At 61.8% G+C, this 22,322-nt stretch carries 24 protein-coding genes; 22 read left to right on the top strand and 2 right to left on the bottom strand.

Going from position 1 to position 22,322, the window contains the following annotated elements:
* Positions 1 to 2 precede the first annotated feature (2 nt).
* The 7 genes from OKA11_RS18695 to OKA11_RS18665 all read left to right on the top strand — a co-directional run bounded on the left by OKA11_RS18695 (position 3) and on the right by OKA11_RS18665 (position 6,988).
* A complete protein-coding gene (locus OKA11_RS18695; RefSeq protein WP_267223106.1) occupies positions 3 to 1,076 on the top strand; it encodes a DUF6551 family protein in 1,074 nt (357 codons plus the stop codon).
* Positions 1,073 to 2,311 carry a DNA polymerase III subunit beta gene (gene dnaN, locus OKA11_RS18690; RefSeq protein ID WP_267223104.1) on the top strand — a complete coding sequence of 413 codons (1,239 nt, stop codon included), beginning with the start codon at positions 1,073 to 1,075 and terminating at the stop codon, positions 2,309 to 2,311. The genes OKA11_RS18695 and dnaN overlap by 4 nt, the downstream gene beginning before the upstream one ends.
* A complete protein-coding gene (locus tag OKA11_RS18685) occupies positions 2,308 to 2,502 on the top strand; it encodes a hypothetical protein (protein WP_267223102.1) in 195 nt (64 codons plus the stop codon). The genes dnaN and OKA11_RS18685 overlap by 4 nt, the downstream gene beginning before the upstream one ends.
* Positions 2,495 to 3,781 carry a CHC2 zinc finger domain-containing protein gene (locus OKA11_RS18680; protein WP_267223099.1) on the top strand — a complete coding sequence of 429 codons (1,287 nt, stop codon included), beginning with the start codon at positions 2,495 to 2,497 and terminating at the stop codon, positions 3,779 to 3,781. The genes OKA11_RS18685 and OKA11_RS18680 overlap by 8 nt, the downstream gene beginning before the upstream one ends.
* Positions 3,778 to 4,470: a GapR family DNA-binding domain-containing protein gene (locus OKA11_RS18675; protein ID WP_267223097.1), complete on the top strand. Its 693-nt coding sequence runs from the start codon at positions 3,778 to 3,780 to the stop codon at positions 4,468 to 4,470. The genes OKA11_RS18680 and OKA11_RS18675 overlap by 4 nt, the downstream gene beginning before the upstream one ends.
* Positions 4,471 to 4,478: 8 nt before the next feature.
* Complete coding sequence (locus OKA11_RS18670; RefSeq protein ID WP_267223094.1) at positions 4,479 to 6,152, top strand: DNA primase family protein; 1,674 nt, start codon at positions 4,479 to 4,481, stop codon at positions 6,150 to 6,152.
* 356 nt (positions 6,153 to 6,508) lie between these two features.
* A complete protein-coding gene (locus OKA11_RS18665; RefSeq protein WP_267223093.1) occupies positions 6,509 to 6,988 on the top strand; it encodes a hypothetical protein in 480 nt (159 codons plus the stop codon).
* Positions 6,989 to 7,016: 28 nt separating this feature from the next.
* Here OKA11_RS18665 and OKA11_RS18660 read toward each other — a convergent pair whose 3' ends face one another.
* On the bottom strand, positions 7,017 to 7,232 hold the full coding sequence (locus tag OKA11_RS18660) for a hypothetical protein (RefSeq protein WP_267223091.1): 216 nt from the start codon (positions 7,230 to 7,232) through the stop codon (positions 7,017 to 7,019).
* A gap of 761 nt (positions 7,233 to 7,993) precedes the next feature.
* Here OKA11_RS18660 and OKA11_RS18655 point away from each other — a divergent pair.
* The 15 genes from OKA11_RS18655 (at position 7,994) to lysC (ending at position 19,721) form a co-directional block, all read left to right on the top strand.
* Positions 7,994 to 8,224 carry an HNH endonuclease signature motif containing protein gene (locus tag OKA11_RS18655; RefSeq protein ID WP_267223089.1) on the top strand — a complete coding sequence of 77 codons (231 nt, stop codon included), beginning with the start codon at positions 7,994 to 7,996 and terminating at the stop codon, positions 8,222 to 8,224.
* 275 nt (positions 8,225 to 8,499) lie between these two features.
* On the top strand, positions 8,500 to 8,838 hold the full coding sequence (locus OKA11_RS18650) for a hypothetical protein (RefSeq protein WP_267223087.1): 339 nt from the start codon (positions 8,500 to 8,502) through the stop codon (positions 8,836 to 8,838).
* Between the two features lie 4 nt (positions 8,839 to 8,842).
* On the top strand, positions 8,843 to 10,606 hold the full coding sequence (locus OKA11_RS18645; RefSeq protein WP_267223085.1) for a terminase large subunit domain-containing protein: 1,764 nt from the start codon (positions 8,843 to 8,845) through the stop codon (positions 10,604 to 10,606).
* 146 nt (positions 10,607 to 10,752) lie between these two features.
* Positions 10,753 to 11,853 carry a phage portal protein gene (locus tag OKA11_RS18640; protein ID WP_267223084.1) on the top strand — a complete coding sequence of 367 codons (1,101 nt, stop codon included), beginning with the start codon at positions 10,753 to 10,755 and terminating at the stop codon, positions 11,851 to 11,853.
* Positions 11,787 to 12,623, top strand: a complete 837-nt coding sequence (locus OKA11_RS18635; protein ID WP_267223082.1) for a phage major capsid protein — start codon at positions 11,787 to 11,789, stop codon at positions 12,621 to 12,623. Before OKA11_RS18640 ends, OKA11_RS18635 begins: the two co-directional genes overlap by 67 nt.
* Positions 12,623 to 12,955, top strand: coding sequence for a phage head completion protein (locus OKA11_RS18630; RefSeq protein ID WP_267223080.1), 333 nt, complete (start codon positions 12,623 to 12,625; stop codon positions 12,953 to 12,955). Before OKA11_RS18635 ends, OKA11_RS18630 begins: the two co-directional genes overlap by 1 nt.
* Entirely contained in the window at positions 12,952 to 13,506 is a 555-nt protein-coding gene (locus OKA11_RS18625; protein ID WP_267223078.1) for a hypothetical protein, read from the top strand. The genes OKA11_RS18630 and OKA11_RS18625 overlap by 4 nt, the downstream gene beginning before the upstream one ends.
* A gap of 17 nt (positions 13,507 to 13,523) precedes the next feature.
* Positions 13,524 to 13,979 (top strand): phage tail protein, encoded by a 456-nt coding sequence (locus OKA11_RS18620; RefSeq protein WP_267223077.1) that lies wholly within the window; start codon positions 13,524 to 13,526, stop codon positions 13,977 to 13,979.
* Positions 13,980 to 14,015: 36 nt separating this feature from the next.
* On the top strand, positions 14,016 to 16,343 hold the full coding sequence (locus OKA11_RS18615; protein ID WP_267223075.1) for a phage tail tape measure protein: 2,328 nt from the start codon (positions 14,016 to 14,018) through the stop codon (positions 16,341 to 16,343).
* Positions 16,343 to 16,933 carry a hypothetical protein gene (locus OKA11_RS18610; RefSeq protein ID WP_267223073.1) on the top strand — a complete coding sequence of 197 codons (591 nt, stop codon included), beginning with the start codon at positions 16,343 to 16,345 and terminating at the stop codon, positions 16,931 to 16,933. Before OKA11_RS18615 ends, OKA11_RS18610 begins: the two co-directional genes overlap by 1 nt.
* A gap of 349 nt (positions 16,934 to 17,282) precedes the next feature.
* Positions 17,283 to 18,065, top strand: coding sequence for a hypothetical protein (locus tag OKA11_RS18605; protein ID WP_267223071.1), 783 nt, complete (start codon positions 17,283 to 17,285; stop codon positions 18,063 to 18,065).
* Positions 18,066 to 18,251: 186 nt separating this feature from the next.
* Positions 18,252 to 18,734, top strand: a complete 483-nt coding sequence (locus OKA11_RS18600) for a lysozyme (RefSeq protein WP_267223070.1) — start codon at positions 18,252 to 18,254, stop codon at positions 18,732 to 18,734.
* Between the two features lie 15 nt (positions 18,735 to 18,749).
* Positions 18,750 to 19,115, top strand: coding sequence for a phage holin family protein (locus OKA11_RS18595; protein ID WP_267223068.1), 366 nt, complete (start codon positions 18,750 to 18,752; stop codon positions 19,113 to 19,115).
* Positions 19,112 to 19,504 (top strand): hypothetical protein, encoded by a 393-nt coding sequence (locus OKA11_RS18590; protein WP_267223066.1) that lies wholly within the window; start codon positions 19,112 to 19,114, stop codon positions 19,502 to 19,504. The genes OKA11_RS18595 and OKA11_RS18590 overlap by 4 nt, the downstream gene beginning before the upstream one ends.
* Positions 19,470 to 19,721: an Rz1-like lysis system protein LysC gene (lysC, locus tag OKA11_RS18585; protein WP_267223065.1), complete on the top strand. Its 252-nt coding sequence runs from the start codon at positions 19,470 to 19,472 to the stop codon at positions 19,719 to 19,721. The genes OKA11_RS18590 and lysC overlap by 35 nt, the downstream gene beginning before the upstream one ends.
* Before the next feature lie 18 nt (positions 19,722 to 19,739).
* Here lysC and OKA11_RS18580 read toward each other — a convergent pair.
* Positions 19,740 to 22,322 (bottom strand): recombinase family protein (locus OKA11_RS18580; RefSeq protein ID WP_267223057.1); only part of this gene is annotated, 2,583 nt, incomplete at its 5' end.

Genomic DNA, 22,322 nt, shown 5'->3' with positions numbered 1-22,322 from the left:
CGATGGCCAAGCAAAAGGTTGACCGAATCAAGTTCAACCCGCCGTTGGGGCGGATGCCGGTGCTTCAGGTGCTGCCTCCCGGCGAACTGGAGATCGACGGTAGCTATCAGCGCTCGATCGAGGCGACGGATAGCCAGGCGCTGATCAAGCGCATTGCGCAACATTGGAACTGGGATCTGTGCCAGCCTCTGGTCGTTTCCCGACGCCGCGGTGAAGTGGGCGAGCCGGATCGGTTCTTCGTGATTGACGGTCAGCACCGCCTTGCCGGTGCGCGGATGCGCGGTGACATCGGCCAGCTGCCCTGCGTGGTGCTGGAGTTCGCCACGTCGGCGGACGAGGCTGCGAGCTTCGTCCATCTCAACCAGGCGCGCCGGCCGCTCAACAAGCTGCAGCTGTTCAAGGCGGCGGTGGCGAGTGGCGACGCGCAGGCTGTCGCGATCGTGGAGGCCATGTCCGATGCCGGTCTGACCGTCGCCGCGCAGACCAACATCAACTTCTGGAAGCCGGGGATGGTGTCCAATGTGGGTGGCATCGAAAGGGCGTGGGAACGGCAGGGCGAGAAGGTGACGCGCTACGCCCTGCGGGCCTTGGCCGAGGCGTTCTCGGGCCAGATCCTGCAATACGCGGGCACCATCTTCCCCGGCATCGTGGCTGTCTGCTCTGATGAAACGCTGCGCTGCAAAGTCGGGCCCGGGAAGTTCATCTTCGAAGAGGATCGATTCGAACGGTTCGTGACCATGTTGACGCTGCGCAGCCAGGCCGACTGGCGGGGCGACATAATGCGTCTGAACGCGGATCAGCCTGACCAGCGCGTCCTCGATGCGGCATCGGCCGTGCTTCGCGAGCGGTGGTCGATGAGCATGCCGGGCGCTGCATCGCCGGCGGCGCCCGTAGCCCGTGTGGCCACGCCGTCGATCAAGCCCGTCTCGGCTCCCACGCCGAAAATCACCGTTGCTCAGGATCCCAACGCGCCGTTCGTCGGCGTGAAGTGGTGCGACCAGTGCGACATGAACATCACCCATGCCCAGCTCAAGACCTGCAAGAGCCGCTGGTGCAGCCTGAGGAAATTGGGATGACCAAGGTGCAAGACCCTCGCGCGCAGAAGACGCGCGTGCAGGCCGCGAAGCTGCGCTCTGCCCTGAAGGACGTGAACGCCATCGTGGAGGGGCGCAACACGATCCCCATTCTGGATTGCGTGCTGCTGCGCGTGGAAGATCAGCGCATCACGGTGACGGCCACCGATCTGGACCACTGCGCCATTCGGGACTGCGCCAGCGACGATCGCGATGGGCCCGATTCGGCGAAATGGCTTGCGGGCATCCGCGGCTTTGCGGTCTGCCTGCCGGCGAAGCGCCTGGAAGCGGTGCTGGGCGAGTTCGACGGCGATGCCATGGTGACCGTTGAAATCGATCCGAAGTCGGCCGGGCGGGTGATCGTGAAGGCGGGGAGGGCGCGGTTCTCGCTGCCGACGCTGCCGATCGACGATTTTCCGCTGGTCGAGCATGTCGACACCGAGTCGGAATTCGAACTGTCCTGCAGTCAGCTGTCCGACGCGCTGGCCTGCGTGGATCACGCGATCTCCAGCGAGGAAACGCGGTACTATCTGAACGGCGTGTTTCTGCACCCGGTGGGCCTTGATCTGCGGTTCGCTACTACCGATGGATCGCGCCTGGCGCGGTGGCAGCTTGATGGGCCGGTCGGGTCGACCAGCTTCCCGGGCGTGATCGTCAGCCGCAAGTCGGTAGAGGTGCTGGAAAAGCTGCTGGCGAGCGCCATCAAGGCGAAGAAGGACGACCAGGGCGAGCCGCCGCATGTTCTGATCGAAGTTGGCGGGGAAGGGCGCTGGCTGCGTTTCTCCATGCCTGCCGAGGGCGGCGGTGACGTGGAGGTCGTTGCCAAGACGATAGACGGGCAGTTCCCCGACTATGATCGCGTTATACCACCGAGCCCGCCGCATTGCGCGGTGATCGACCGTTCGGCGTTGGCGGCCGCCGTGAAGCGCGTGGCGGTGCTGGTCGATGTGAAATCGCGAGCCGTGAGGTTCGGCTTCACCGAGGGGCTGTTGACCCTATCGGTGCACACGCCCGAGCTGGGCGAGGCGGTGGAGGAACTTCCCTGCCATTACCTGGGCCCGGACTTCGAACTGGGCCTCAACAGCAAGTTCGTGCGGGAGGCTTTGGGCGCGATCGGCAGCGACAACGTGGCGCTGCGGTTCGACGCGGATGCCGGCGCCGCGGTGCGCATCGTGGGGTGGGAGGACGAGGCCGAGGCCGGCGCCTTGCTCCAGATCCTGATGCCGGTGCGGGTATGAGCGCCTATTCCGAGCTGGGCCCGCAGCTGCCGCCGCGCATGGCGGTCTATCAGCTGGCATCGGAACTGGAGCGCATGGCGCGGCTTGCGCGTGAATGCTCGACGGCGGGACGGGGCGTGGATCTCGGCCGCGCGATGAAGACGCTGGACCGCATGCGCGAAGTCCTGAGCGTGGGGGCCGGCGATGCATAGTGCGCCAACGATCGAGGATCGAAAGGCGGAGGTTCGGCGCCGGCTGACGATCGGCGCCGTGATCGAGCAGCACGTGAAGCTGACCGGTTCCGGCCGCAGCGGGCGCCGCCGCGGCAAGTGTGAGTTCCATAACAGCACGTCGCTTAGCTTTTCCGTGAAGGATGCCGATTCGGGCGATGGCTTTGGCCATTGCTTCAACTGTGGCTGGCACGGCGACATGTTCCGGTTCGTGATGGACCTGAAGGGCTGGCCGTTCATGGAAGCACTGGCCGATCTGGAGCGGCTTGCCGGCATTTGCGACCAGGGCGGCGATGAAAGGGCAGCGCGCGGCATGATTGTGCGTGAACGATCCAACCATGTGCGGGTCAAGCGCGAACGCGAACCGGTCGAGTCGATCGATATGGGGCGCTGGATCTGGAAGCACGCGCGCCGCGATGATCGGGCCGTACGGCGATACTTTATGGGGCGCGGAGTTCCGGAAGAAATGATCGGCGCGGAGCGCCTCGCGCAATTTCGCTACATGTCGGAGTGTCCGTGCTTCAGTTGGCCGCAGGGTTCCGATCCCCGCAAGGTGCTGCACGCGCCTGCGGTGATCGCGCTGGTGCGTGAGCCGCGATTGATGGGCCCGGGGCCGACCCTCGAATGGGTGCCGGTGGGTGTGCACGTTACCTATCTGAACCCGGAAGGCATCGACACGATGCGCCGGCGCGCGCCCTGGGCGAAGCCGGACGATGAAAATCCGTGGTTGCCCAAGCGCCGCATGCTGGGCCCGACCGGACGGGGATGCGTGCTGCTGGGCGACTACCGGCCGGACGCGAAGCTCTGGATCGGCGAGGGCAATGAAACCGTGCTGTCCGGCATGGCGATCGGCGCGGCCGAAGCCGACGACGTGGGCATTGCGGCCCTCAGCCTGAACAACCTGCAGGGCGACTTGCGGAAGTACCGCAACGGTGCGTGGCCCATGTTCGATGTGCGGCCGGATCCCGAAAAGCCGTGCTTTCTCATCCCCCGCCATAGCGGCGCGGTGGTTGGCCTGGTCGACTCCGACATGAGCCCTCTGCGTGGCCAAAAGGATCGGCGCACCGGCAGGCCGCTGGGCGTTCCGGTGGTCGAGCGAAAATGGGGCCCGATCGTCAACCGCGCGATCACCGGCGCCGAGCGCGCGCGGATCTGCGGCGAGCTGTTCGTGAAGGGCTGGCGCGCCGTGGGGTGCCACGCCGAAGCGGTGCGCGCGCCGGCGGGCATGGATTTCAACGATGCAATTCAGGAGGGGCTGTGAGCGATAGCCGACTGCGCGGTCTGATCGATCGTATCCGCCGCTTGTACGCCGATCGGGCGGACATCAACAAGGATATCAGCGAGGTGTTCACAGAGGGTAAGGCCCTCGGCTATGACACCAAGATCATGCGCCAGCTGCTGAAGCGGATGGGCATGAAGGCCGAGGATCGCGACGCGGCCGACGAAATGCTTGAGCGGTATGAAGCGGACGTCGGGATCGCCGGCAGCGCAACGCCGCACGTCGACATGGCGCCGCCGCCCAAGCGCGAAGCCTTCACCGCTCCGCCGAATGCCAGCAGCGAGGATCGGCTTCGCGCGATCATCAGCCAGGTGCTGACGATGCGGGCAGAGCGCGTGGAGATGACGCAGACGATCGGCCTTGAACTGAAGAAAGCAAGGGCGGCCGGGTTCGATCCGCGCAAGATCACCGAGGCCTGCATGTGGCTTGAGCGGTGCGACAAGCACGGACGCGACCAGATGCTGGCCAGTGAAGAGCTGTTCCAGATCTACCGCGAGATCGGCGACGGGCCGAAACCGGAGGTGAAGGTGGAGGGCGACAGCAAGCTGGTCGCCATGTTCGCCGGCGACCAGCAGCAGGTCGAGAAGAAAGCGCCGACGCTGAAGCAACGGCAAGTGAGCGACGCGATCGCGTACGCCCAAATCAGCAGAAAAATGAGGGGTTTGAAGTGAGTAAGCCCATGATCCCGATCGAGGTCGATGATCCGCTGGAACTCGCCTGGTTCGAGTTGAACGATTACGGCAATGCACGGCGCCTGGAAGTGCTGGCCAAGGGCATGCTGAAGTTCGTAGACGACAAATACTGGGTCGCCTTCGATGGTAAGCGCTGGTCCGAGCGAGAGGGCGGATTCCGGGCGCGCTCGATCGCGCACGAGGTCGCGCAGCATATCCATGACGAAGCCTATGCCCTGGGCCAGCTGGTTGGCAGCGTGAAGGATCCGGATGGCGAGGCCCTGAAGGAGCGATATGGGGAATGGTGTACGCCGGAGCGGGCGATTGACCGGCTCACCATGCTGCACAAATGGGCGATGAAGTCTGGCAATGCGTCGCAAACGGGAGCGATGCTGACGCAGGCTCGCGACCTTCCCTCGATGCGTGCATGGGCAGAGGACTTCGATCTCGATCCGCTGACCTATAACGTGCAGAACGGGACGCTGCGGTTCGTCCAGCGGCAAATCGATGGCAAATGGGAGGCGTTGTTCCAGGACCATCACGAGCCGGGCGACATGCTGATGCAGATCGCGAACTTCGTGTACGATCCGGATGCGAAATGCCCGATGTGGCTCGATCGCCTCAACCTCGTGCAGCCGGAGCCGGAACAAAGGGCGGTGCTGGGGCGCATGTATGGGCAGACCCTGACGGGCCTGACGGACTGCGAAGAGTTCTACGTGCACAAGGGGGCTGGCGGTGACGGCAAGACCAAGACGCACGAGGTGATCTCGCACGGGCACGGTGATTACTATCGCCATGCCAAGGTGGCCACGTTCCTGAAGCCGGCAATGCAGAAGGCAGGCAGCGAGCATCGATCCGACCTGGTGCGCCTTGCCGGCGATATCCGCATGGTCATCTGTGACGAGCCTCCGCTGCACGCGACCTGGGACGGCGAAACGCTGAAGCAGGTGACCGGTGGTGGCAACGTTACCGCGCGCGGTTCGGGAGAGCGTTCCGAAATCACCTTCAAACCGCGATGGAAGCTGTTCGTGGAGGTCAACCCGACGCCGAACATGCCGGGTGACGACAAGGGCTTCAGGCGTCGTTTCCGCCTAGTACGGTGGCCGGTGGACCTTTCCAAGACCAAGGATGGGTTCGAGCCGCCCGCGCAGCTGTTCAAGCGCTTGACCAGCGAATTGAGCGGCATCTTCAACTGGATGATCGCGGGGTGCCTGGAGTGGCTTGGCGATCGGCGCGTGCCGGTGGCGCAGATCGAGTCCGACCAGTTGGCCGACTTCTGGGCCTCGTCGAGCCCGCTGGGTGAATGGCTGGCCGAACGGTGCGAGACTGGCGACCGAGAGGCGCAAACGCTGTCGAAAGCCCTGCTGGAAGATTTCAGGGCGTGGATGGAACGCAATGACGTCGACGAAGATCAGCGCAAGAAATGGACCACGACCAAGTTCGGTCGAGATCTGTCTCAGCGGACATTCATCGGCAAGAAGGACCGGCGCGGGAACAAGGTGCGCATCGGAATTCGCTTGCGCGGTCCTGATGACCTGATGGGCGCCAATGGGACGGGAGTACCCGATAGGCCACCTGAGCAGCCGGCGCAGCCGGCTCGCGATTTCTCGGCAGATCAGCAGGGTGCTGGCGGCGGAGATCCGTGGCTTGACGACGATTTCGAGGATGAACTGGGCGAGTGAAAAGGGGCCTGAAACCAAGGTGACGGACGGTGACGGAGGGTAGGGTCTCAACCGTCCGTCTCTTGCGGGGAGGGCAGCTGTCGCTACGCTGGTTAGGACAGCGATGATGCAGGTGACTGTGCCGCGCCGGAGAGTTTGACGGTCGGTTTGACGGATGGATTTTAGCCCGACCGTCCTTCGCTGAAATGCCCGGAATTGGCGGGCTTGGTGCGTGTGACGGATGGTGACGGACGGTTGCACGCATACCCATCACATTACATGCCCACATATGCGCGTGGACCATGGACCTATGTACGCCCTTACCGTCCGTCACTTCGTTTGATTGATTTCCATGTTGAAAAATAAGGGGTGAAGAAATGACGGTGGTTACCTGGCAGCAAGCGGAAGACACCCTGACCGCTGCGTTCGAGTACCTCGGCGCGATGCGTGATGCAGAGCGGGCCTTCCTCGCTGCCGGTTCGCGCACGGCATGGCCGGAGATCCTGCGGGAGACGCGGGCAGGTGACTATGCCGACGTGGAGGCAATGCCCTCGCCGAGGCTGACCCGCCAGTGTGCGAACCTGGTGGAGGTCATGCTTACCGGAGATCGCCCACTGGCAAACGTGATCGCGGAAGGGCACCGCGCGTTGGTCGGGCGGGTGATCGTGATGCAGCGTTGGCCCGGGCCCGATGGGTTTGGGTGGGACTTGGTCTGGTCGCGCATGGGCGGCGAGCTGTACAACCTCGCGCGACGCCAGATCCTGCCGGCCACCAGCGAGGCGATGCGCAAGGCGTACTCCCGCGCAATCGGCAAGGTGGCGGTCGCGATGGAGGCGAAGGGTGTGACGCAGCGGTGATCGCTGCGTCACACGTTACGAGGTACGATTACGCCACACGCAGGTGGTGGGACCACATTACGCTGCTGGATACGACAAGGATCTTGCCGTTGTACCAGAACCGAGCCCCGTCATTCATCACCATGGCAACGGCGTGACCTTCGGTGATCACATCGCCATTCTCCAAGCGGATCGCGGTGATGACTTCATTCTGTTCGGGACCGGAAACCTCGATGCCGGTTACGGTATATTCGGTGAAACTCATGCTGAGCCTTTCCGTGAAGTTTGCGATGAAAATCGCAACGGTTTGTGGATCAGCTGGAGTACATCGTTGACGGGATCGTCAACCTCGCGCAGGGTGCGTCTTGTTCAGGGAAGACACCTTGCTTGAGTTTCGTACTCCAGCTGGCGGCTTTCGGAGGGGGTTCGTGCGTTTGTGCGGGCCCCTTTTCCGTCGCCACACCCCATAGTGCCTTTTCTGGTGCCCAAGGCAAGTGGCCCCCCCCAACTTGTACGCAGCACTTCAGCAGCGGGTTGACGGTGCTTTTTGTCGCGACGCGCGGGAAGTCCTAGTGTCCGATGCGGCGCAAGGGCTTAAAATGAGCCGTCTTAAGAAAATTTTTGCACATAAAACGGCGACGAACCGAGTCCCCATTTGCGCCGATTCGCGACAGTATTCCGCATTTGTTCCATGGTGGAGGCCAAGGTCACTCAGTCTTCAACATATGATGCTGTGCTGATTGGACAGCGCGGAGAAGGAGAATCGTGCTCAACCCTATGTCCAATCGGTCAACCCACTTCGTTGTCCAACACGAAAATAATGGGTGTCCGTTTGGACACGAAATGGGGGTAGGCCTAGGGCACGCTGGAACCGGATCGCCAGCGTGACCTCTCACCTGGGGACTGCGGGCGGCAGCGGCTTCGGCCTCTGTCGCCCGCAGTCATTTTGGAGCCACGATGGGCCGCCTTAAGTCTATGCCCTCTCGCCTCGGCTCGATGCCGTCGCGGGTGGCAGCGATGCCGAAGGTGGCCGATAGGTTCTACCAGTCCCCCGAGTGGGCAGAGGCGCGCAGGCGCCAGCCCGACAAGTGGTGCGCCGTGTGCGGCTCGACCAAGCGGCTGATCCTCGATCACAAGCAGGAACGGAAGGACGGCGGTGCCGACCTCGACCCTGCGAACCTCGAATGGCTCTGCCAGCCCCACCACAACGCCAAGACGGCCGAGGCGAGGGCGCGTCGGGCACGCGGCGGACGGTGACGCACAATCGATGCGATCTGACGCAACATTGTTACGTGGCAACGCCAAGACCGGGGGGTGGTCGAAAATCCAGAGGGCTGTCGGCCTCCTGACCGCCGCCCCCCGCATTCGGAGATTTTTTTCTCGTGTCGCAGAATTCTGACGATGTCCCGATGGTTGATGGGCTATTTGGCCCGCAGCCTGCTGTGCGGGTGCGTGGCCGTGGCCGCCCTGCGCACGCGTGGGATCGGCAGTTTTCCGTGCGTATTTGCAACTTGTTCGCATGTGGCCACACGATGGAGATGGTCGCGAGTGTCATGGGCATCTCGCAACCCACTCTGCGGAAGGTTTATTTTACAGAGGTTGCCGCTCGCGAAGTGATGGCCCTCAAGGTGAAGTCTGAGCAGCTCGCGCGCCTGACCGATGCTGCCATCGGCGGCAACGTTGCAGCGGAGAAGGCGTTGGCCGGAATGATCCAGGCTGAGCAGCTCCGCTCGGTCGGTGCGAAGATCAAGGAACGGGGGCGGGCCGAGCCTGCGCCGAGACTGGGCAAAAAGGAAGCGGCCAAGGAGGCTGCGGCGAAAGCCAGCGGCAAATACGCGAAGCGAAACCCGCCGCCCATGCTGCTAAACTGACGACATGGCCGGAGCGTTCAAGTGGTCTACCGCCTGCCTTGATTGGCGGGAGCGGATCGTTGCGCGCGAAAGCTTGGTTCCCTGTCCTCCGCTGTTCGCGGAGAAGGCCGAAGACGCGCTAGGCGCGTTCAAGTCTCTGCAGGTTGTCGATTTGCCAAAGGGGGCAAACGATCGTCATCCTACCCTGGGAGAAGTCTGCGACGAGTTCGTGTTCGATCTCGTTGCGGCCATCTTTGGTGCTGAGGATCCGGAGACCGGCAAGCGGCTGATCAAGGAGTTCATGCTCTTGATCAGCAAGAAAAATGGCAAGTCGATGATCGCCGCCGGCATCATGGTGACGGCACTTATCGTCAACTGGCGGCCGAATGCGATCTTGCAGATTTTGGCGCCGACGCTGGAAGTTGCGAACAACAGCTTCGAACCTGCGATGGGGATGGTTCGGGCGGATCCTGAATTGTCGATCGTGCTGAAGGTTGTTGAGCATCAGCGTCAGATCAAGCACCTGGGCACGGGTGCTGTGCTGAAAGTCATTGCTGCGGACAGCGACACGGTCGCAGGTGGCAAGGCGTCGATCACCTTGATCGAAGAACTCTGGCTTTTCGGGAAAAAGCCGAAGGCCGCGGCGATGCTGCGTGAGGCACTGGGGGGCGGCTCTGCTCGCCCTGAGGCGTTCACGCTATACATCACGACGCATTCTGATGAGCCGCCCAGTGGCGTGTTCAAGACAAAGCTGAGCTATTTCCGCGATGTGCGCGATGGCGTGATCGATGATCCGTCGGCAATGGCGATGCTGTACGAATGGCCGGAAAAAATGCTGGACGACGAGGCTTACCTCGATCCGGCGTTCTTCTACATCACCAACCCGCACATCGAGCGTTCGGTGACCGTAGAATGGCTGCAGGGCGAACTGAGGCGGGAACAGGTCGGGGAGGGCGAAGGCCTTCAGATCTTCCTTGCCAAGCACTTGAACGTGGAAATTGGCCTACGTCTCCGGCGGGATCGTTGGCGCGGCGCTGATTATTGGGAGCTGCGGGCCGACACGACCTTGACGCTGGCGGCACTGCTAGAGCGTTGCGAAGTCGCCGTGGTGGGTGTCGATGGCGGTGGCTTGGACGATCTGTATGGCCTGTGTGTCGCGGGGCGCGAGCGTAGCACCGGTCGATGGCTGTACTGGTTCAAGGCCTGGTGCTGGCCGGACGTTCTGAGCCGCCGGAAAGAGATCGCAACCATTCTGACCGACTATGCGAAGGATGGCGATCTTGTGATCTGCTCGGACGAGATGTTGGAAACGCTTGGTCTGGGTGAAGATGACGAAGACTATGAGCAACCGCAGGACATTCGCGAGATCGTCGCCGTCATCAAGACGGTGAAGGAAAGCGGGTTGCTACCAAAGGAAAACGCCGTGGGGCTCGACCCGCAAGGCGTCGGCGATCTGGTTGACGCACTCGCGAAAATTGGCCTTGAAGCGCCCCAGGTGGTCGCTATCGGTCAAGGCTTCCGGTTGATGTCGGCCATTGTTGGATTGGCTCGAAAATTGAAGTTCGGCGGGGCGCTCCATTGTGGTTCCCGCATGATGGCGTGGTGCGTCAGCAACGCCAAGGAAGAGCTTGGAAGGCAGACCGTGATGATCGTGAAAAATGTCCAGGGTACGGGGAAGATTGACCCGTTCATGGCTGGCCTGAACGCGACAAAGCTGCTCGAAATGAACCCTGTGGCGGCAAACGATAACCGCTCGCCTTACCACGACCGTGGCTTCCTGATCGTCTGATGGCTTGGTGGAGACAAATCCTTGGGCTGGAGCGGGATGGCTCCGGCGGTGTCATCGCGCCTACGCCGCGTGCTATGTCAGGTGGGTCGACAGAAATTACCATAACGTCTCCGCAAGATCTGGAAGAAGCGCTTCGCGGCGGTCCAATGTCCAGTTCGGGGCAGCCGGTCACGGAACGGACGGCGCTGAAGGTTGCGACTGTGTTTGCGTGCGTGCGCATTCGGACCGGCGCCATTGCGAATACGCCGCTCGGCATCAAGCGGCGCGTAGATGAGCGCACTCGCGAGGACGCGTCCGACAATCCGGTCTGGACGGTGCTGAATCGCCGCCCGAATGCCTGGCAAACGCCATCCCAGTTCAAGCGAATGATGGAAGCGCACCTGCTTCTGCGCGGAGAAGCTTATGCCGCGAAAGTGCGCGGTATCGGCGGTCGGGTGATCGGGTTGATCCCGCTCCATCCCGATCGCGTGCAAAAATGCCAGCGGGACGACAATGCGCTCGAATTTCTCTGGACGAAGAAGAACGGCGACCAAGTCCTGTTCCAGCAGCAGGATATCTTCCACCTCGTCGGTCTCTCGCTCGACGGTGTGAACGGTCTTTCTGTGCTGTCCTATGCTCGGGAGGCGATCGGCCTGTCGCTAGCGCAGGAGCAGCACGGCGGATCGGTATTCCGGAACGGCGCAAACGTAACGGGCGCGCTCACGATGCCGCAGGGCGAGTACCTGCCGGAAGACAAGCTTGAGCTGCTGCGCAGCCAGATGGATGAGTACAGGGCCGGCGGCGCCCGTGAAGGCAAGATCATCATCCTTGAGGGCGGCTTGACCTTCAAGCAGATGGCTCTGTCGGCCGAGGATGCGCAGTGGCTGGAAAGCCGCGAGTACGGCCGCACCGATGTCTGCATGTTCTTCGGCGTGATGCCGCACCTGGCCGGCGACACGATCTCGATGGGAGCCGGCGCCCAGCTCATGATCCACAACTCGTGGGGCGTTGTCGTCGGCAATCAGAACGATTTTCGTACCGCTGCCGATATCTTCGCCGGGTTCGATGGGTCGATGGCGGAGATCTACGAGGCCCGCACGGGCATGAAGCGGACTGAAATCGAAGCCCTGATGAACGCTGAGACGTTTATGGGGTCACCACCCAGAACGATCCGGACGGCGGATACCTCGTCCCGGAAGAGATGGATCGTACCATCACACGCGTTCTCGGCACCGTCTCGGCTCTTCGTGGCCTTGCCCGCGTTGTGACGATCTCGGCGCAGGAATATGCGGTGCTGGTCAGCCAGGGCGGCACGACTTCGGGCTGGGTTGGCGAAGAAGGCAAGCGCGCCGAAACGAAGGCCTCCACTCTCGCCAAGATCGTCATTAACAGCGGCGAGATCTACGCGAACCCGGCGGCCACCCAGCGCGCTCTGGACGATGCCTGGCTGGACGTTGCCCAGTGGCTGGCTGATGAAGTTGCCATCGAGTTCGCCGAGCAGGAGGGCGAGGCCTTCATTCTCGGCGATGGCAAGGACAAGCCGCGCGGCATCCTGACCTATCCCATGGTTGCGAACACCAGCTATGCATGGGGTAAGCTTGGTTTCGTCGCTTCCGGTGCGGCTGCTGGCTTCTCCACGACCGCCCCCGCTGACGCACTGATCGATCTCTACTACTCGCTGAAGAAGGGTTATCGCAACGGTGCGACGTTCCTGACCAGTGATCTGGTCCTCGGCAAGATCCGCAAGTTCAAGGACGGCGACGGCAACTACCTCTGGGCGCCGCCCACCGTGGACATGCCCGGTACGATCCTGGGCAAGCCGGTCGAAACCGATGACAACATGCCGGAACTGGCCGCCAATGCGTTCCCGGTGGCTTTCGGCAACTTCAAGCGCGCCTATCTGGTCGCCGATCGCCAGGGCGCCCGCGTCCTTCGCGATCCCTTCACCAACAAGCCGAACGTCCACTTCTACACCACGAAGCGCGTCGGCGGTGCGGTCGTGAACTATGAGGCCCTCATCCGCAGGACGCTGATCTGATGCCGGGCGCGGGCAAGCGGGACAAGCTGGTCAAGCTCCAGCGCTACACGGCGACTGAGGACGATTACGGCGAAGACAATCCGGCGACCTGGCCTGAGTTCGGTCAGGAGTGGGCCCGCATCATCTGGGGGCGTGGCTCCGAACGGCGCGAGGCGGCCCAGATGCAGGCTCAGCAGGCAGCAACGATCCAGGTGCTGGACAACAGCAACACGCGCAGCTTGCGCGCGAAGGATCGGTTCGCATGGAACGGCATGAACTTCGACATTGCCGCCTCGGGCGTGCCGGTGAACCGGGGCGAGCTTGAGTTCGTCGTGACGGCGCCGGTCTCGTGACGGTTCGGATCACCCGCGTTGGCTTTCGCGAACTGGAGCGCGCGCTGGCCGAGGAACTGCCGAAGGCCGTTGCGCGCAACGTGATGATCCGCACGGCGAAGGTCGCGATGGAGCCGGTCCGCAAGGGCATGGCGCAGCGCGCACCGAAGGATACCAGCGAACTGGCGGACGGCATGAAAACGCAGGTCGTCAAGGCCATCCTTGCGAGCGCGCTTGTTCCGCGCGTCATCTGGGGGCGCAAGGTTCCGCAGGGCACACCCCGCCCTTATCTTCAGCTTCAGGTCATCAGCGATCCGAGGCCGGAACATCTCAAGGGCTACAACCGGGCCCGGGCCACGCGCGTGCAGGCTGACTGCTACGCCGGTTCCTACGCCGAGGCGAAGGTCATGGCGGAAGGGCTGGTGCCGTTGCTCAGTACCCCGGCGACCATCGACGGCATCAAATTTGGCCACACCAAGGCCGAAGGGCCGCAGGACCTCGGCGAGGACACTGCGGACGGATTCATTCACCGGATGAGCTTGGACCTGCTCGTCTGGCATCGATCGCCATAGGTCCAGGAGAAATCGAAATGGCCGAAACGCAGGACGCCGCCGTTGGCTACGGTGGCGAATTCCACCTGGGCAACCCGACGACCTTGTACGAGTGCCAGCAGGTCACGGGCTTCGACATCCCGGGCGAGGGCGCTCGCGAGCAGACCGAGAAGACCCACCTCAAGTCGCCGGGCTGGCGCCGCGAGTATCTGAGCACCTTCTACGAGGACTCGGACTTCGAGGTGACGCTGAACAGCCGCCCGCTTTCGGACACGGACACGCTGCTTTCGACGGCGAACAAGACCGGTGATGTGCGTCCGTTCAAGGCGGTAATCCCGGAAGACGGCGTGCCTGTTGCCCAGATCACCGGTACGGCCAAGTGCATCGGCTACACGCGAGGCACTTTGTCGGCCGATGGCGTTACCGAGGCAACGGCAACGTTCCGGGTTGTCACCGTCGATGACGTCGAAGAATACGAGGAACCGACCCCGTAATGGCGAATTTCCTCAAAGGCGATCCCGCAGCAACAGATGGTCTTCTACATGGAGAGCATCGCCGATGAAGGCTCTGCGCTGATCCCGATCCTGCAGGACAATGGCAAGGCCTTGAAGGAGCTTGGCGGCCGGGCTGCAATCATCTCCGAAGATGATGCCAAGAGCCTGGAAGACTACACGGTTGCGCAGACCGCCCTTGCCAATGCCTTCACCAAGCTGAAGGTGGCGATCGCCAACACCGGCATCGTCAATCTGGTGACCGTGATGGTCAACAAGTTCGCCAGCCTGGTGGATTGGTTCTCCGAACTGCCGCAGCCGATCCAGCAGGTCGGCGTGGCGATCGGGGCATTCGTGCTGGCGCTGGGGCCGTTGCTGGTTGCTGTCGGCACGGTCATTTCGGCCTCTGCGCCGGTGATAGCTGCCTTGAAATCCATTGGTGCTTCGATGGCATCCACGGGCTCGCTTTCCGGTGCCCTGCAGGTTGCCTTTGCAGCTTTACGCGGGGCTGTCGGGGCATTGATCACGGCGCTTGGGCCGCTTGCGGTCCCCTTGGCGGTGGCCGTGGCCGCCTTCGTCCTGTTCAGGGATCAGATCACCGAGGCGCTGTCGAAAGTGTTCCAGGCCGCGAGCAGCTATCTCGGGCCGAAGCTTGAAGCGCTATTCGATCGGTTGTCGGCCGTGGTCGGAGCGATCATTTCCGGTTTCGAAGCATTTGCGCGCAGCCCCATCATCCAGTTCCTTGGCGATCTGATCGGCAAGCTGATCGAAGTGGGCGGCATCGCGGTTGTGCAGGCGATCGGTGATACCATCGATATCATCAATGGCTTGCTTGACGTCATCACGAGAACAGCCGCCGCGGTGAAAGCGATCATCAGCGGGGACTGGAAGACCGCCTGGACGCTGGCCGGCTCCTCAGTCGAAAGCTCTGTGAAGACGATCATCCGTTCCATGGCGACGCTGTTTCCACCGCTGCGCCTGCTGATCGAGCTGCTGGAGCGGGCTGGCCTGATCGAGAAGTCCAGCAAGTACGATCCGGTGGCCGGGCATCTGAAGAAGATGCAGTCGATCACGCCGGAGGAACTGGCAGCCGGGGTCGCGTCCGGATCGGGCACGAAGCCGACCACGACGAACGTCAATCCAGCGATCCCCACGAAGGGCTCGAAGGGCAATGGAGCGAAGAAGTCCGCATCATCGACCACGGCGACGGCGGCTGAGCAGCAGCGCGAATTGGACCGGCTTGCCGATGAAGAGCTGTCCGCAAAGCTGGCGCTGACGACGGATGCGGATGAGCGCGCTGACATCTCGCGCGAGCTGCTAACCAACGAGAAGATGCAGCGCATCGCGGAAATCCAGTCGAACAAGGATTTCACGGCCGAACAGAAGAAGGCCCAACTGGCCTATATCGAGCGGCTCTATGGTGGCACGTCGACCAACGATCAGATCGTGGTCGACAATGCGCTCTACACGCAGAAGCTCAACCGCGAGATTGCGGAGGAACAGGCCCGCCAGGCGAACGATATGCTCAGCCGGCAGGCCGAAACCCTGCAGGCGTGGGCCGGGCTGGCGCTCAACACCAAGGAACGCGCACGCCTTGAAGGCGAAGCGTTGCTGATCCAGCAGCAGATCCAGCGCAACCTGCTGGAACAGCAGATCGCGTCGGGTGAGATCGCGAAGGCCGACGCTGATCAGGCGCGTGCGCAGCTCGCAAGCCAGCAGGCGGCTGACCGGGAGGGCTTCGATCGCCAGAATGCGTCGCCGCTTCAGCAGTATTCTCTCGGCTTGAAAACCGCCGTGGCCAACATCAACGATGCGATGGAAGGAATCCAGGTCACTGCGATGCAGAGCCTGACGGACGGGATCGCAGGGGCCATCGCGGGTGCCCAGAAACTTGGAGATGTCTTCAAGAACGTGGCGCAGCAGATCATCGCAGACCTGGTGCGGATCCAGTTGCAGAAGGCCGTTGTTGGTGCACTGGGCAATCTGCTTGGCGGCGGCAGTGGCGGACCGCTGAGCGGTTTCAGCTTCGAAAGCTCATGGTTCAATGATCCCACGGCGGTGGTCAAACTGAGCGGAGCTTACGCGTCCGGTACCAGCAATGCTGCTCGCGGTCTTGCATTGGTAGGCGAGCGCGGGCCCGAACTGGTTAAGTTCCGTGGCGGCGAGCAGGTCTACAACAACGCAGATTCCAAGGCGTTGATGGATGGCCGGGCGGGCAATAGCGGCGGGGATATCTACTACATCGGTCCTGGTGCCGAAGAATTCTGGGGCAAGGTGAACGGTGTCGCGGCCAGTAATGCCAATCAGGCTGTGGTCACCAACAAGCAGCGCGACACGCGCCGGGCAGCGCGAAAGCTGGGCCGCTGATGATTGACCTGTCTGATCTGCGCTGCAACGGCGCGACGCCTACGTTGCTCGACTGGTCGGCACTTATGGAGCCGGCCCTCGGCGGTGTTACGCAGCGGGTAGGGCGCTTGGGCGCACGTTTCTCGATCGAGTACAGCACGCCTGTTACCTTGATCGAGTCTGAGGGAAGGCGATGGATTGCCCGCCTACAGCGCGCGCAGCGTGAGGGTGGCCGGGTCGAATTCCCACAGGTCGATTTTGACGTGGGCACGCCCGGCATGCCGACCGTCGACGGGGCGCATACCGGCGGGATGGCCTTGAACATTACCGGTGCTTCGCCGCACTATGGCGTGCGCGAGGGGCAGGCTCTCAATCTCACTGTAGCCGGGCGCATGTATCTCTATTTCGCCGCAGAAACCGCCATCCTCGATGCAGGCGGGGCGGGGACGATCGAACTGACTTCGCCCATGCGGACTTTCCTTTCTGGCGGAGAGGCCGTCGAACTTGCCAAGCCCATGGTTGAAGGATGGCTCGACGGTACTGAGCGCAGCTGGACGATAGACCTCGCCCGCACTGTCGGCCTGCAATTCACGATTACGGAACGCGCGTGATGACCGCCTTTTCCCCGGCACTGGATGCCGAACTATCGAAGGACAATGTCACGTTCTTCGGTGCGCTGACGTTCACCGTCGGTGCCGACACGGTGCGCCTGCTCGATGGGTCTGCCCACATGATGCTGAACGGCAATCTCTACACCGGCGAGGATGAAACCTACGGCACCTGGGCGAGCATGGAGGCATTCGAAGACGGCAGCGGCGACGAGGCGCCGGGTCTTTCGATCACGATCCTGCCGGCAGACGACGCGGCCGTGCTTGCGCTTTCCGGACCGGCCATGCAGGGCGAGGCGATCCAGCTGCACATCGGCGCCCGCAATGATGCGACCGGATCTGTCGTAAGTCCGTGCCCGAGATTTATGGCTTCCCGGACACCGATCTCGTCGGCCTCTGGCTTCCCACCGAAGAGGGTCTCACCCTCGGCGCCAACGTTTCCACGCTCGCCGACCTGTCGGGCAATGGCAACAACGTTTCTCTCCACCTTGGCGCGCAGGTCCCGGTGGCAACCGCCACGAGCCTGCAAACCACGGTGGCCGGTGCGGGCTTCATGTTCGACACGGACATCCCGTGGGGTCAGGAGTTCTCCATCGTCCTGGCGACGCGCTTCTCGCACGCGGTGGCCAGCGGCACTTACCCCGTCATCCATCAGTCCACGTCAGGATTCCAGTCGGGCGGCATGGGTGTCAGCAACCCCGAGACCGGCGTGACCATCAACGTGGACCACGGCGCCGCCGCGGCCAATATCCAGCCCGCGATGTTCGCAAATGCCGGTGGCGGCGTTAACTTCGGCGGCTCGCCGCGCAAAGGCGTGACGATTGACGCGGCCAGCCACAACGCATGGTTCATCACCGCATGGTCCTACAAGCCGTCGACTGACCAGTTCACGTTTCGCGCGAAAGCCTCCGGGGCCATTCTCGGCACGTCGTCGACTGACGGCCCGACCGCCGCGTACATGGAGGCGTTCGGCGGCCTGCATGCGTTCGGCCTGGGGCGGTACCTCACGAACAACGTCTCCGGCGAGTTCCACGGCACGGCCATGTACAGCACGGCGAAGGACGCCGATGGCCTAGACGCTCTCATCACCTCGATGAAGAACCACATGAATGCCGTCGGGATCGACACCGTATGATCCGCGTCGTCTGCTTGGCTTTCGCGACCGGCAGTTCGCTTTCTGGGGGCGTCCGGCATGTCTGAAGCCGGCCCCCGCCAAGCCGCCTTCGACGCAGTTAGGGCGATCTCTCGCCCCGGTCTGTTCAACGATCCGGGCAACATCCTCGCCCTCGACAACCTCCTCGACGCTTTCGGAGCACCACGCATGACTACGACCCAACAGCTTGGACCCGATGGCGAAGCGCTCATCAAGAAGTGGGAGGGGTACAAGAAAGACCTCGGTGACGGCCGCGTGCAGGCATATCCCGACCCGGCGACCGGTGGCGCCCCGTGGACGATCGGCTGGGGCAGCACGGGGCCTGACATCAAGAAGGGCACCATCTGGACGAAGGCGCAGGCACAGCAGCGATTCACGGCGCACATCGAGGAAGAGGCCGCCCCCGCTGTCCGCAAGGGCATCGGCAGCACTCCGACCACACAGCGCCAGTTCGATGCGATGGTCTCGCTGGCCTACAACATCGGCGTCACCGCCTTTCTCCAGTCCACGCTGCTGAAGAAGCATGTCGCGGGCGACTATGCCGCCGCTGCCGCGCAGTTCGGCGTCTGGAACAAGGCAGCCGGCAAGGTGATGCAGGGCCTCGTCAACCGCCGCGCCGAAGAGGCCGCGCTCTACCGCAGCAAGGCCTGAGGCATCAGGGGGCACATGGAACACTTTTCCCTTTCCGACTGGCTCACGTCGCTTGGCTACGGCCTGCTTGCCGGGATCGCCGGCGGCCTCGGCTACGTCATGCGCGAAAACGACAAGGGCAACCCGCTGAATGGCTGGCGCGCCCTGACGGAAATCGCGTCCTCCGGCCTCGTCGGTTTTCTGGTCATGCTCCTGTGCCAGGCCATGAAGATCGACCCGCTGTGGACCGGCTTCATCGTCGGCATCTTCGGATGGCTGGGAGCCAACGTCTCGATCCGGCTGCTGGAGCGCATCGTTTACGAACGCCTCGGCATCAAGCTGCGCGCGAACACCGACAAGCGCGTGGAAGCCGCGAAGGCTCAAGAGGAGGATCGCCTGTGAAGTGGCTTCTCACCCTGCTCGCCCCGTTCAAGTCCGAACTGTTCGCCATGGTGGGCGTGCTGGCCGTATGCGGCGTAGGTGCCACCGTGGCGGGCTATCTGCACATCCAGCGGCAGAACGATCAGATCGAGGCGAAAGACGCACGCATCGGCGAGTTGCTCAACACGAACAAGCAGTGGGCGGCCCATTCAGCCGAGCAGGACCGCCTCCGCGCGCTGGAGCAGCGAAACACCCTTCTCTTACAGGACAAGCTGGCCCTGATCGAGCAGCAGAACGTCGCGGCCTCGGCGCAGCTCAAGGAACTGGAGACAAGCAATGCGGAAGTTCGCGAACTCATGGGCCGTCGCCTGCCTGATGACCTGCGCCGCCTGCTCGAACAGCAGCGATAAGGTCGCCTTGGCCCCACCGCCGGTCTACCTCGGGATCCCGGCCGGGCTCATGGAGCGCTGCACGGTGCATGACGTGCCGCAGGAAACGGTGGCTTCGATCATCGAAAGCCGGAGCATCTACATCAAGGCGTTCAATCTGTGCACGGCCAAGGTCGATGCGATCAGGAAGTTTGACGCGGAAGCGCGTAGCAACGCATCCACGCGCCCTGCGAATTAGCTGGCGGTCTACCCGGAATTATTCGGAGTTTTTCACATCGCTGGGACAGGCGTGGATTGGGAAATTGTCTATGTTTTGATCTGCGGGGATTTGAATTAAATTGCAATCGATGGCAGAGCGTATTGTAAATTGCCCTTTTACGGCAGATTCCATCCAAGAACCATTGATTGGTGAGTCAATATAAGGCCACCAGAGACTTAAGTAAGATCTTGGATCATCATGGTCATCCGAGGAAGAAAGCACCCCCAAGAGAGCGCCATGTGAATCAAAAGCCGGACCGCCACTCATGCTTCCTACAGTTTTACAGTGAACCGCCACACATGGTCCTGGCAACATGCATCTATCCCTGCCCTCTAGGAACAAGTCTGTAATAATCCCCACACTGACCTTTGTGGAGATTAGCATAGGTTCATTCTCTAGTTCGGTCGCCTGTCCTGTTCCTCTCGCCCCAACGAACAATACTTCGTCGCCGATATTTGGAATGGAAATAGAGAGAAGTGCAGCTCGAATGGCATTCATTTCATTGAAGTTGAAATGCGGAATCAGTGCAAGTATAGCGAGATCACCTGGCTCTTTTATAGAAATACCTTTAACTACCCATGTTATAACCCCGCCATGCCAAACCGAATTGGCGAATATAACGCACCGCTCAGCCATAACATCGTCCAAGTGCTCCCTTATTATGTGCATGGCAGAAAGTGCTACACCAGGACCTATGAGTACCGCCGATCCGTAGGCAGTCGCCCGCCCGCCTTCAAAAATCGTGATATTCAACAAGAGGGTTCCAAGGCAGTCATAATTTAATACATCTGCATGTAGTGGTCGAGTTCCTGTAATGCCGCTAGGCTTAACTTCCTGAAACTCAAAATTAATTGCTGCCCCTCCGGCAGGCTTAACTGGCTGCCCGTGCACATAACCGCTTCGTTCGGTTCCATTTATCGGTAGGTTCATGTCGATTCCGATATTTGCTCGATGCCCAATGTTCGCGAGGCGAGATTTACGCTCCCATATGATACCGTCAACGCAACTCTCAAAATTTCCTATTAATTTGAGCTTCCAGCTTAAACTCGTACATGCCTCAATGTACTCTCCAAGCCAGAGCGCTCCTCCGCTACCATTGATCCCCCTGATAGATGCAGAAGGGATCGCCGGAGCGCCGATAAGGCTTTCAAGCTTGCCCAAAATTTCGATCTGCGGCGGCGGCGTCCACCGATGCTTAGCCTCTCCCGTGGGGGTGAGCGTCACACTGTCTATGACCGCGCGCAGCAGCTTTGCAGCCTCGCTCTGACCATCACTCGCAAGCGCATTCCTCAGCGTGTCGATGGCGGCCAGATTCGACGCCAACGCAGTCGGATGGAGGGCGATCACTGGGGCGGGCTGTTCGATGCAGGCAAGTTTATCCTTGAGAGCAACTATCTCGGCCTCGATATGGCGCAATTTCTGCTCGGCCCGTTCACCCGAAACAACTCCTGCCGCCAACAGGTCGAATGACCGCCTAGCTTCGCCATCCAGCGTTGCAATTCGTCGCTCGATACCGTCGCGCTCGGATCGTATGGTTGCAGTGAGAGCCTTGGTCTCGCGCTGATACTCGTCGATATAAGCCTGGATGACGCGAGGCGAGCGGAACTCGCCAGCTATTCGCGCTATAACGTCTGCCTCGATATCATCGAGATAATATGAGCGAGGGTTCGGACAGTCGCCCGATTCAGCGTGTCGGGTGCAGTGAATGCGCGTCCTACCTGTCCTGTCCCGCCCCTTGCTGCCCATTCCGCCGCCGCAGGCGCCACATTTAAGGAGGCCAGACAGGAGGCGCTTGGGCGCTCGCACCGCATGGCCCGGTTTATGCTCGCCAACCGCGCGATCCGATTTTACTGCCTGGACGCGGTCCCAAAGGTCATCGGATATAACCCTGATGGTTTCATCCAGGTCGGATGTCTGCCAATCCGCCGCATCGTTCGACCTCGACACGCGCCTGCCAGTGTCAGGGTCTTTGACCATCCGGACCCGATTCCAAGTCCGAACACCCCGATAGAGGCTATTAGCCAATATGCCTGACCCGCGCTTGCCGTTTCCGTTCATGGTATTTGCAGCCCAACGGTTGCCGCGTGGCGCTGCGACGCCGCGAGCGTTAAGATCAGCCGCGATCTGACGAGGCGTCTCGCCATTCGCATATCGCGTGTAAATCTCCGTAATGATTGCCGCTTCGGCCGGTATGATTTCGAGGCCGCCAGTCTCACGCGGATGGGGCTGATATCCATATGCACGGCCACCCGCACTCTTGCCATTCGATATCAGGCCAGCCATCCCACGCCGAACCTTCTTGGCGTTGTCCTCCCGATGCATCTCGGCCACGATTGCCTTCATCCCCACAGTCAAAGCGTTGGCTTCGCCGCCATGCACTTCAACCAGCTTCACGCCATGATGCTTCAGTCGCTTGTAGACGTGATGCGTATCCTCCTGGTCGCGAGAAAGCCGATCCTGATGCTCCACAATGATGGCATCATATTTTCCCGCATACGCTGCCACCAGCATGTCTTGGAGGCCGTAGCGGCCCATGATGGACGCGCCGGATTTCGCCGCGTCGTGATGCTCGCCCACGAC

The organism is Novosphingobium clariflavum, from assembly GCF_026420865.1.
Classification (GTDB): domain Bacteria; phylum Pseudomonadota; class Alphaproteobacteria; order Sphingomonadales; family Sphingomonadaceae; genus Novosphingobium; species Novosphingobium clariflavum.
The sequence above is the reverse complement of the archived record's forward strand: the minus strand, read 5'-3'. Positions and strand labels throughout refer to the sequence as shown.